At 56.6% G+C, this 11506-nt stretch carries 9 protein-coding genes; 1 reads left to right on the top strand and 8 read right to left on the bottom strand.

Annotation, left to right across the window (positions count from 1 at the left end; translation table 11 throughout):
* From ACTTKG_RS01005 to uvrC, 5 genes are all read right to left on the bottom strand, one after another.
* Window positions 1-401 (bottom strand): hypothetical protein (locus ACTTKG_RS01005; RefSeq protein ID WP_442672393.1); only part of this gene is annotated, 401 nt, incomplete at its 3' end.
* Between the two features lie 49 nt (window positions 402-450).
* Window positions 451-2004 (bottom strand): glutamine-hydrolyzing GMP synthase, encoded by a 1554-nt coding sequence (gene guaA / locus ACTTKG_RS01000; RefSeq protein ID WP_442672392.1) that lies wholly within the window; start codon window positions 2002-2004, stop codon window positions 451-453.
* A gap of 13 nt (window positions 2005-2017) precedes the next feature.
* Window positions 2018-2521: a regulatory protein RecX gene (locus ACTTKG_RS00995; RefSeq protein WP_442672391.1), complete on the bottom strand. Its 504-nt coding sequence runs from the start codon at window positions 2519-2521 to the stop codon at window positions 2018-2020.
* The gene (gene recA / locus ACTTKG_RS00990; protein WP_442672390.1) at window positions 2451-3536 is read right to left on the bottom strand and encodes a recombinase RecA; all 1086 of its coding nucleotides are present in this window, start codon (window positions 3534-3536) and stop codon (window positions 2451-2453) included. The genes ACTTKG_RS00995 and recA overlap by 71 nt, the downstream gene beginning before the upstream one ends.
* Before the next feature lie 249 nt (window positions 3537-3785).
* Window positions 3786-5609 carry an excinuclease ABC subunit UvrC gene (gene uvrC, locus ACTTKG_RS00985; protein WP_442672389.1) on the bottom strand — a complete coding sequence of 608 codons (1824 nt, stop codon included), beginning with the start codon at window positions 5607-5609 and terminating at the stop codon, window positions 3786-3788.
* Between the two features lie 361 nt (window positions 5610-5970).
* On the opposite strand from uvrC, the gene ACTTKG_RS00980 reads away from it, so the two are divergent.
* Window positions 5971-7377, top strand: coding sequence for an acetyl-CoA carboxylase biotin carboxylase subunit (locus ACTTKG_RS00980; protein ID WP_442672388.1), 1407 nt, complete (start codon window positions 5971-5973; stop codon window positions 7375-7377).
* Between the two features lie 57 nt (window positions 7378-7434).
* On the opposite strand, the gene ACTTKG_RS00975 is transcribed toward ACTTKG_RS00980, so the two are convergent.
* From ACTTKG_RS00975 to ACTTKG_RS00965, 3 genes are all read right to left on the bottom strand, one after another.
* Window positions 7435-8139 carry a M48 family metallopeptidase gene (locus ACTTKG_RS00975; RefSeq protein WP_442672387.1) on the bottom strand — a complete coding sequence of 235 codons (705 nt, stop codon included), beginning with the start codon at window positions 8137-8139 and terminating at the stop codon, window positions 7435-7437.
* Window position 8140: 1 nt separating this feature from the next.
* Complete coding sequence (gene gyrA / locus ACTTKG_RS00970) at window positions 8141-10570, bottom strand: DNA gyrase subunit A (RefSeq protein ID WP_442672386.1); 2430 nt, start codon at window positions 10568-10570, stop codon at window positions 8141-8143.
* Window positions 10571-10719: 149 nt separating this feature from the next.
* A complete protein-coding gene (locus ACTTKG_RS00965; RefSeq protein WP_442672385.1) occupies window positions 10720-11490 on the bottom strand; it encodes a hypothetical protein in 771 nt (256 codons plus the stop codon).
* Window positions 11491-11506 lie beyond the last annotated feature (16 nt).

The following is an 11506-nucleotide window of genomic DNA, read 5'->3' as shown; positions in this document are numbered from 1 at the left end:
TTAAATTTGGTTACTCTTCTAAATATTTTTATATTGGGAAATTGATCATCATTTTTAGTTATCTCAAAAGTATAAAAACTATAATTGTCAGGATCTATTTCTGTTTCAACATGATCTGAATTATTAAAACTTTCTAAAACCCTACAATAATCACGTATATAGGAAGTTTTACAACTTTCTATAGTCTCATCTCTGTACCCTGTTGGATTATAATCTACACTCAACTTATCTGCAAATTTATCAATGTAATCTATTATTAAACTAATTAAATCGTCATAGATTTGTGCATCAATGTTAGGCGAAAAGCTCACATAGTTTCCATTTCTTAATTTTCTGGTAAAAAACAGATTGAATTCTAAATCATTTTCTTGCAGCTTAGTTTTTAAAGTATTTATATCCATAATTTCCTCCTTAAATTATATCAATATTATGCTCAACAGTTTTAACATTTCATTCAAACTCAATCGTCCCCGGCGGCTTGCCGGTGCAGTCGTAGAGTACGCGGTTGACGCCTTTGACTTCGTTGACGATGCGGGTCGTAACCTTTCGCAGGACTTCCCACGGCAGAGGGGCGCTCTCTGCCGTCATGAAGTCGCTTGTGAGGACGGCTCGGAGTGCGATGGCGTGGTCGTATGTCCTGCCGTCGCCCATGACGCCGACGCTTCGCATGTTTGTGAGCGCGGCGAAGTATTGACCGAGCGTCTTGTCCGCCCCGGCTTTGGCGATCTCTTCGCGATAGATGGCGTCGGCTTCTTGGACGATCTTGACCTTCTCCGCCGTGACCTCGCCGATGATGCGGATGCCGAGACCGGGTCCCGGGAACGGCTGGCGATTGACGAGGTGTTCGGGAATGCCAAGCTCTCTGCCCGCTTTTCGCACTTCATCCTTGAACAAGAGGCGCAGAGGCTCGACGATCTCCTTGAAGTCGACGCAGTCGGGCAGACCGCCGACGTTATGGTGGCTCTTGATGACGGCGGATTTTCCGAGACCGCTCTCTATGACATCGGGATAGATCGTCCCCTGCACGAGGAAATCGACCTTGCCGATCTTCTTCGCTTCAGCTTCAAAGACACGGATGAATTCTTCGCCGATGATCTTGCGCTTCTTCTCCGGCTCGGTCACGCCCTTGAGTTTTTCGTAGAAGCGCTCCCTGGCATCGACGCGGATGAAGTTCAAATCGTACGGACCATCGGCGCCAAATACAGCCTCGACTTCATTCCCTTCGTCCTTTCGCAAAAGACCGTGATCGACAAATACACAGGTGAGCTGCTTGCCGATCGCCTTGGAGAGCAGCACCGCCGCCACGGATGAATCGACGCCGCCCGAGAGGGCGCAGAGCGCCTTGCCCGTGCCGATCTTTTCGCGCAGGGCTTCGACCGTCCTCTTGACAAAAGAGGACATCTGCCAATCCCCCTTACAGAGCGCGATGCGGCGCACGAAGTTTTCGAGGATCTTCGCGCCGTATTCCGTGTGCATGACTTCGGGGTGAAACTGCACGGCATAGAGCTTCTGCGCTGCATCTTCCATCGCCGCTACGGGGCAGTCTGCCGTCTTTGCCGCCACACGAAAGCCCTTCGGTGCTTCGGCGATATAGTCGGTATGGCTCATCCAACAGATGATCTTTTGCGGCACATCGGCAAAGAGAAGGGACGCCTCGTCCGTGACCGCAAGCTCCGTCCTGCCGTATTCGCTGACGGGCGCCGTCTTGACCTTGCCGCCGAGCTTGTGCGCCATGAGCTGCGAGCCGTAGCAAATTCCGAGGATGGGAATGCCGAGCGAGAAAATTTCTTCGCTGTACGTCGCAGAATCCTCCTTGTAGACGCTCTCGGGACCGCCTGTGAAGATGATCGCCTTGGGCGCGAGCGCACGAATCTCTGCCAAAGGAAGCGTATGCGGATGCACCTCGCAGTAGACACTGCACTCGCGCACGCGACGTGCGATCAGTTGGTTGTACTGACCGCCAAAGTCCAGTACGAGTATCAATTCATGGCTATCCTTCTGCAAGGCAAGTCCTCCTTCAATCTTCTCCAAAAGCAGCAACGGCGGCGCGGCAGACGGTGGTCGAGAAGCCGCGCCGATAGAGATGCTGCAGCATCTTCTGCGGCTCTGCGCTCTTCTTGAAATGCACGGCAAGGCATCGCCCCGCCGCATCCCTCTCGCGCTCAAATGTATCATCCGGCACACAATCAGCGATGAGTGACGAAGGAAATCCCTTCTGCATGAGTTTCGCTGTGATCTGGCGCACGCTTTGCCGGCTTTCCTCGTAAAGAAACGTAAACTGATGACGGCAGGCTTCTTCGTCGTCGAGGTAGCCGCGTTCTGTCAGAGTCGACAGAGCCGCTTGAATTTCCTCTTCCTCGTAGCCGCGCTGTGCGAGCTTTCGCGCAAGATGCGCCGTGCTGTGCTCGGCGCGTGCGAGGAGATCGACCGCCTTCATCAGAGCCGTTTTCTCAATCTTCGTCCGCTGCCGCTTCCCGCTGCTTTCCTGCGGCTCCGCGCTCGTTCTCCTCGTCGGGGACACGCTCTACCTCCCCCTCTTTCGCTGCCGTCGCCTGCTCCATGAGCTTGACGCGCACCTTTTCTTCGATTTCAGCGGCAAGCTCGGGCTTTTCCCGCAGCGCTTTTTTCACATTTTCCTTACCCTGCCCGAGACGCGAACCGTCGTAGGAATACCACGAGCCGCTCTTTACGATGATGTCGAAATCCGTCGCGATGTCGAGTACCGTACCGACACGCGAAACGCCCTCGCCGTACATGATGTCGAACTCCGCGATCTTGAACGGCGGCGCGACCTTGTTCTTGACGACCTTGATCCGCGTGCGGTTGCCGATCATCTCCTGCCCCTGCATGATCTTGTCCGTCTTGCGCACATCAAGACGCACGGTCGAGTAGAACTTCAAAGCGCGGCCGCCCGTCGTCGTCTCGGGACTGCCGAACATGACGCCGACCTTCTCGCGAATCTGGTTGATGAATACAACGACCGTGCGCGATTTGCTGATGAAGCCCGTGAGCTTCCGCATGGCACGGCTCATGAGACGCGCGTGCATACCGACCGCCTGATCGCCCATATCGCCGTCGATCTCTGCTTTCGGCACGAGCGCCGCGACGGAGTCGACGACGATGAGATCAAGTGCGCCGCTGCGCACAAGGGCGTCGACGATGTCGAGCGCCTGCTCGCCCGTATCGGGCTGCGATATCAGAAGCTCGTCGATATTGACGCCGAGCTTCTTCGCATAGACGGGATCGAGCGCGTGCTCTGCGTCGATGAACGCCGCGACGCCCTTTCCTTTCTGTGCTTCAGCGATCATGTGCAGCGTGACCGTCGTTTTACCGGAGCTTTCCGGACCGTAAACTTCAACAATGCGTCCGCGCGGCACACCGCCGACGCCAAGCGCGACATCCAAAGGCAGAATGCCCGTTGGAATCGTCTCCACATTCATGTTTGCCGAGGCTTCGCCCAGGCGCATGATCGAACCTTTGCCGAATTCTTTCTCTATATGCTTCAAGGCATTTGCCAAGGCTTCTTCTCTATCCATAAAAGTATGATCTCCTCCTTCGGTTGACTGTCGTCTATTTGTATATTATATAAAATGACGATTCTTTCTGCAAGTTTGAACTCCCCCGTGAGAAGGAATAAAAAATGCCGCACAGCGCCTTGGGCAGATCGAATCCGATTATCACACGATGCTCTTCGCACGCTGCGCGGAAAAGCATCGTGTTTCACGCACAAAAAAAGACAGCCTGTAAAGACTGTCTAAATCATGCCTTTCCCGCATGGAAACTTGCTATTCCTCTCCCGCAAGCATCTTCTCCTGCGCTAAGAAAAAGTTCTTCACGGCTTCGGCTGCGGGAAGCGTCATACCGTCGACGGCAGCAAGCTCCTCGACACTCGCCGTCTTGATCTTCGCGATCGTGCCGAAGTGATTCCAGAGCGCCTTGCGCCGCTTGGGGCCGATGCCCGCGATATGGTCGAGCACGGAGACGAGGTTGCGCTTGCCGCGCAGTTTGCGGTGGTAAGTGATGGCGAAGCGGTGCGCCTCGTCGCGGATGCGCTCGATGAGGTAGAGCGCCTGGCTGCGGCGCGGCAGGATCACGGGATCGGAACTGCCCTCGGTGAAGATGTACTCGAACTGCTTGGCAAGCCCGACGACGGGCACATCGAGATGCCCCGCGCCGCGAATGATCTCCAGCGCGGACGAAAGCTGTCCCTTGCCGCCGTCGATGATGATGAGGTCGGGAAGCTCGTCTTCTCTGAGCTTGGCATAGCGCCTTTCCGTCACCTCGCGCATCGAGAGAAAATCGTCGGGCTTTCCCTCGGCGCTTCGGATCTTGAAGCGCCGATAGTCGGACTTCTTCGGCAAGCCGCCCTCAAAGACGACCATCGAGGCGACCGTCTCCGATCCTTGGTTGTGCGAGATGTCGAAGCACTCCATACGCATCGGCTCTTCCTTGAGACCGAGGTAGCGTCCAAGCTCTCGAACCGCGCCGAGCGTCTGATCGTTCGCCTGCTCGATGCGCGCCGCCTCGTCCGCGAGAAACTTTTCGGCATTGGAGCGTACCATCTCGACGACGTCGTGCTTCGTGCCGCGCTGCGGCACAGCGAGCGCCACCTTTGCGCCCTTGCGCTCGGCGAGCCAACTCTCCAACAGCTCCGTCTCCTCAATGGGAAACGGCAGCAAAATCTCACGCGGTACGAACGCCGCGCGGTGATAGTACTGCTTCAAAAATGCCGAGAGCAGCGCCTCGTCCGTTTCCTCCTCGCTGCCCGAAAGCAGGAAATGCTCGCGCCCGACCATCTTGCCCGCGCGAATGAGGAATACCATGACGACAGCACCCAGCCCTGATCGCGCCATACCGACGGCATCCTGATCGCCCGACCCCGTCACGATATTCTGCTTCTCCGCTACCTTGCGCACGGCGGCAAGCTGATCGCGCAGACGCGCCGCACGCTCGAAGTCGTAATCGTCCGCCGCATCCGTCATGCGGCGCGACAGTTCCTTTTCCACCTGCTCTGTCCGCCCTTCGAGGAAAAGGCAGACCTCACGAATCATCGCACCGTACTCATCTTTGTCCACCGGCTCACAGCACGGCGCAAGGCAGCGCTTGATATGGTACTCCAAGCACGGACGCTCGACCTTCATATTCTTGCAGGTGCGCAGCGGGAAGAGCCGCCGCAGGAGCTTGACGCTCTCGTGCATCGCGCCCGCCGAGGTATAGGGACCGAAGTAGCGCGAGCCATCCTTTGTGACGCGCCGTGTGACCACGACGCGCGGATACTCGTCGGCAAACGTGACCTTGAGATAGGGGTAGCTCTTGTCGTCCTTGAGACTGACATTATAGCGCGGGCGATGCTTCTTGATGAGATTGCATTCCAAAATCAGCGCTTCGACCTCCGAATGTGTGAGGATCGTTTCAAAATCGGCGATTTTCGCCACCATAGCACGCACCTTCGGCGCTTGATGCTTACCGCTCTGGAAGTACTGCCGCACGCGATTCTTCAAGACGACCGCCTTGCCGACATAGATGATGCGCCCCTTCGCGTCCTTCATGATGTAAACGCCCGGCGAATCCGGCAGCAGCTTGAGCTTCTCCGCCACAATGTCCGTCATTTGCTCCTCCTCGCTTTCCTTGAACATATTGTAGCAGAAAGATATGCTCCGTCTCAATCCCCTAAAGCCGAGAATTTACGAACACGCGGCTAAGGAGCGCCCTGACAAATTCGATCCCTCATCTTCACACATCCGAGCGACTTCGTTTTAGCAGCGCTTCTTAAAACTTCAAAATATTCTTCAATAATATACAATATGAAAAATACACATGAAAATCCATAAGAACCACGCTTCTTTTCATTGAAAAAGCTTGTCCCCCGTGCTAGAATATGTCTGTCACGATAGATATAAGCTATCGTCGATAAGCAAAAGTTATCGTTTGGAATATACGCATCCAAGCACTGAACAGGAGGCTGCACTTATGTTCAAAAGGATCCTCATCGCCAACCGCGGCGAAATCGCTGTCCGTGTCATTCGCGCCTGTCAAGAACTCGGCATCGAGGCGGTAGCCATCTACTCTGACGCCGATAAGAACGCTCTGCATGTTCAGCTCGCCGACCTTACCTACCGCGTCGGCCCCGCCGATGCGGCAGAAAGCTATCTGAATAAAGAAGCCGTGCTTGAAGCAGCGATCAAGACGAAGTCCGAAGCCATCCATCCGGGCTACGGCTTCCTCTCCGAAGACGCCGACTTCGCCGATATGGTCACAAAGGCAGGCATCGTCTGGATCGGCCCCCTGGCTGAAACCCTGCGTCTCGTCGGCGACAAGGACGCAGCGCGTGCCGCCATAGCGCCGTCGGGCATCCCGATGTCAAAAGGCAGCGCCCCGCTCGAAAACAACGAGATGGCCTTGAAGGCAGCGGCGGAAGTCGGCTACCCCGTTATCTTGAAGCCCGTATCCGGCGGCGGCGGCAAAGGCATGTTCGTCGCCTATACGGAAGAAGATCTCAAAAACATCTTGCAGCTCGTCGATCTCAAGAAAGTCGTCCATTACTTCGAGCACTATATCGAGCACTCGCGTCACATCGAAGCGCAGATCCTCGCCGACAACTACGGCACGGTGCTCTTCCTCGGCGAACGCGAATGCTCGCTGCAGCGCCGCAATCAAAAGCTCCTCGAAGAGTCGCCGTCCATCGCGCTCACAGAGGAAATGCGCCTTGAGATCGGCCGTCTCGCCATCAAGGCGGCGAAGAGCGTCCACTACTCAAACGCCGGTACGGTCGAATTTCTCTTGGATCTCGCTAACAACGAATTCTACTTCATGGAAATCAACCCGCGCATCCAAGTCGAGCACGCCATCACAGAAGCCGTCACGGGCGTTGACATCGTGCGCCGCCAGATCCAAATCGCCGACGGCGAGCCTTTAGGACTCATGCAGAAAAACATCAAGATCCGCGGTCATGCCATCGAGTGCCGCATCAATGCGGAAGATCCCGACAACAACTTCCTGCCGTCTCCGGGGCTCATCACTTTCATGCACGAGCCGAGCGGTCCGCGCGTGCGCTTCGACAGCGGCGTGACGACGGGACTGACGATTGAGCCGTGGTACGACTCGCTCATCGCCAAGGTCATCGTCCACGGCAGAACGCGCGGCGACGCTATCAAAATCATGGAACGCGCCCTGAGTGAATTCCGCATCGAAGGCGTCAAGACGACGATCGCTCTGCACCAGAAGATCCTTGAGGACAGTTACTTCCGCACCGGCAACATCGACACGCAGTTCATCAAACGCCGCATCACCTACTATGAGAACGAGCCGAAGAAGCTCAAGCTCAAGGACAAACTCGACCTCGCCGCATCCATCAACGCGAGCATGTATTACGCCTAAGAAATGCTGCAAAGAGCCGCCTCACCGTACAAACGGCAGGCGGCTCTTCCTCATTTTTCATACAAGCGGCGTATTGACGAGTTTTTTCCGCTCACGCCAATCGGGACAAAACTCGTCCATGAGGCTCTTGAAGTGCGCATTGTGATATCGTTCCCAAAGGTGCGTAAGCTCATGGATGATGATATATTCCAGACAGCTGAGCGGATACTTGGCAAGCTGCAGGTTCAGCCATATACGACGCGCATGGATGCTGCATGTTCCCCACTTCGTTTTCATGTTCTTGATGCGCCATTCAGCAGCGCTCTTGCCGACGACCGTCTCGGCACGCGCCAAAAGAGGCGGCACGGCGCGTGCGAGTTCGCGGCGATACCATTCGTTGAGAATCGCTTCGCGCTCGGCGGGTCTGCTCTCGGCTTCCCGCGCTTTGACGCTCAAGATGAGCCGGCTGCCGTCGCGCAGGACGAAGTTCGACGCGCGTCCGAATTTCACCGCGAGCCGCAGCGGCTCTCCCCAGACGTAGAAACGCTCGCCGCTCAAAAAGCGGCGAGCAGCAGTCTCCGAATATACAGCGATCTTCGCCTGCTTTTCCTCGATCCATGCCGTATGCTTGGCGACAAAGCGCACGAGTTCGGCGAGCGTCGCACGCTTCGGCGCGCTCAAGTGTATTCTGCCATCGGGGGACAGAACGCGCAGGTAAATATTCTTGATGGGCTTTCGTTCAAGCTCGACAGAAACTCCGGCAAGCGTAATCGACTTTCCCATCTCAGTTGTTCTTCTGCTCCATCGCAGCGAACGACGCCACCTTGTCGCCTTCGCCGAGGCGTATGATCTTGACGCCCTGCGTATTGCGGCTGATGACAGAGATCTCATCCACTTTCGTGCGAATGACGATGCCATCCGTCGTGATGAGGATCAGTTCCTGCCCCGGACGCACGACCTTGAGTCCAACGACGGAGCCGGTCTTTTCCGTGACCTTCATGTTGATGAGACCCTTGCCGCCGCGCGTCTGCAGGCGATATTCACTCGTCTCCGTGCGCTTGCCATAGCCGTCCGCCGTGATGGTCAAGACCTCCGCATTTCGCGCGAGGTTGTCCATGCCGACGACCACATCGCCCGCCTTCAGGTTGATGCCTTTGACGCCGCGCGCCATGCGTCCCATCGAGCGCACATCGTCTTCGGTGAAAGCGACCGCCATGCCGCTCGCCGTGCCGAGAATGACCTGCTTCGTGCCGTCCGTGAACTTTACGCCGATGAGGTCGTCGTCCTCGTCGAGGTTGATCGCATTGAGACCGCCCCTGCGGATCGCTTGGAATTCGGAAAGGCTCGTCTTTTTCACAATGCCCTTCTTCGTCGCCATAAAGAGGTAGCGTTCAGGCAGGAACTCCTTGACCTGAATGACCGCCGTGATCTTCTCCTCACTCTCCAGCTGCAGCAGGTTGATGATCGCCGTGCCCTTCGCCTGTCGGCTCGCTTCGTTGATCTCGTACGCCTTGAGACAATGGACACGCCCACGGTTCGTGAAGAATAGGATCGTGTGATGCGTCGTCGTCACGAGGATATTCTCGACGAAGTCGGCTTCCTTCGTGCCCATGCCTGTCACACCCACGCCGCCGCGCTTCTGGCGGCGATAGGTGTCGAGCGGCATACGCTTGATGTAGTTGTTGTGCGTGAGCGTGATGACGACGTCTTCCTGCGCGATGAGATCCTCGACGTTGATCTCGGATGTGTCGATCGTGATCTCCGTGCGGCGGTCGTCGCCGTACTTCTCACGCACGGCAAGAAGCTCGTCCTTGATGATCTTGTCGATCTTGCCCTCATCGGCGAGGACGGATTTGAGCCAGTCGATCATCTTCAAGACCTCCTGGTACTCTTCCTCGATCTTCTCGCGCTCCAATCCCGTCAGACGCTGCAGGCGCAAATCGAGGATCGCCTGCGCCTGCTTCTCGCTGAGCTTGAAACCTTCCATGAGGCGCTCGCGTGCGATGTCCGCCGTGCGGCTCTCGCGAATCGTCGTGATGACGGCGTCGAGATGGTCGAGCGCGATGGTCAGACCTTCGAGGATATGGGCGCGGGCTTCGGCTTTCGCCAGTTCATACTTCGTGCGCCGCGTGATGACGTCCTGCTGGTGCTTGATGTAGTAATGCAGCACCTCTTTCAAGGTGAGCACGCGCGGGCTGCCGTCGACGAGCGCGAGCATGATGACGCCGAAACTGTCCTGCAGCTGCGTGTGCTTGTAGAGCTGATTCAAGATGACATTGGCGTTCGCGTCACGGCGCACGTCGATGACGATGCGCATACCGCTGCGGTCGGACTCGTCGTTCAAAGCCGTGACACCCTCGATCGCCTTGTCGCGCACAAGCTCAGCGATCTTCTCGACGAGACGCGCCTTGTTCACCTGATAGGGCAGCTCCGTCACGATGATGCGTGAGCGACCGCTCGACGTCGTCTCGATGTGTACGCGCGCGCGAAGCTTGATGACGCCGCGCCCCGTCGTATACGCCTGACGGATGCCCTCCGTGCCGAGAATCAGTCCCGCCGTCGGGAAGTCCGGTCCCTTGATGACCGTCATGAGTTCCTCGACCGTGGTATCGGGACGATCAATGAGCATCAAAGTGCCGTCGATGACCTCGCGCATATTGTGCGGCGGGATGTTCGTCGCCATGCCGACGGCAATGCCCGAAGTGCCGTTCGCGAGAAGCTGCGGAAACTTCGCCGGCAGCACGGTCGGTTCCTTCAAGGACTCGTCGTAGTTCGGCGCAAAATCCACCGTCTCCTTGTCAATGTCCTGCAGCATAAGCTCCGCGACCTTCGACATGCGCACCTCGGTATAGCGCATGGCAGCCGCCGGATCACCGTCGACCGAGCCGAAGTTGCCATGCCCGTCGGCGAGCATGTAGCGCATGGAAAAGTCCTGCGCCATGCGCACGATAGCGTCGTAGACAGAGCTGTCGCCATGCGGGTGGTACTTACCGAGGACTTCACCGACGATACGCGCCGACTTCTTGTACGGCTTGCCCGACCCCATACCCGCTTCCTGCATCGCGTAAAGGATGCGGCGATGCACAGGCTTCAGACCGTCGCGCACATCCGGCAGGGCGCGGGCGACGATGACGCTCATAGCGTAGTCGATATAGGAATTCTTCATCTCACTTGCGAGATTTACAGGAACGATCTTCCCCTCGCCAAAATCCACACTCTCACCCCAAAATATAGTCGAAATAATATCTAGCTAAAGTAGTATAGCATTTTTTATGGAAAAAGTCCATGAAGAGACAGACGTATGCGCACACCAAAAAGCCGATATGCGTGTCCATCCCGCATATCGGCTTGATCTTCTGCAATTTAGAGCTGTGCGCCCGCCGCTTTCTTCTGTTGTGCGTCCTGCGTCTGCTGCACCTTGTCCGCGCCTTTTGCTGCGTCGTCCTTCTTCACAAGCTTGTCGAAGCGTCCCATGATCTCGTCGTAGGTCTTGCCCGTGATCTCAGGCATATCCTTCTTGCCCGTCATCTTCGTGAAGTCTATACCCGCCTGCTTGAAGCCCTGCTGCACGGCGGTGCGCATGGCTTCGAGCTTCTTCGGATCGTCGCCTGCAATCGAGGTCGCCATGCTCATGATGCGGTCGGCGACAGCGCCCACGGACCAGTCGCCGCCGTCAGCGACGGCTTTCGCGGCTTCTTCCGGCGTCGTCGCAACATTGGGCAGCGCAAACTGCGCCGTCGAAACCTTCCTGCCGTCAAAATTCAAGAAACCTACGCCATCCTTCTGCCATGCCTGAAGCTTCGCATTCTGCTCCGTCATCGTCTTGATAAGGATATTGTAGCTGTTGTCGATATCAGCCTGCAGCGCCTTGACCTCATCGGCGGTCAAGCCTTTCGCCTTGCCGTTCTTCGGCTCCTGCTCTTCAGCGGCTTTCGCATCGGCGGCTTTCTGCTTCGCTCTGTCGGAAATCTTCACATCATAGGCGGCGCCTGCATCCTTTGCCGCGGGCTCCGCTGCGCCTGCACCCGCAGGCTTCGCCCCCTGCGCCGTCTGCACACGCTCCGCTCCGTTCGACGCCTTCGCTGCATTTTGGCTCATGGCATACGCCATCTTGCTCATCGCTGTTACATCCATGTTCATTCCTCCTAGC

This window comes from Selenomonas sp., from assembly GCF_052169755.1.
Classification (GTDB): Bacteria; Bacillota; Negativicutes; order Selenomonadales; family Selenomonadaceae; genus Selenomonas.
Note: the sequence above shows the minus strand (reverse complement) of the source record. Positions and strands in the feature narration are given on the sequence as shown.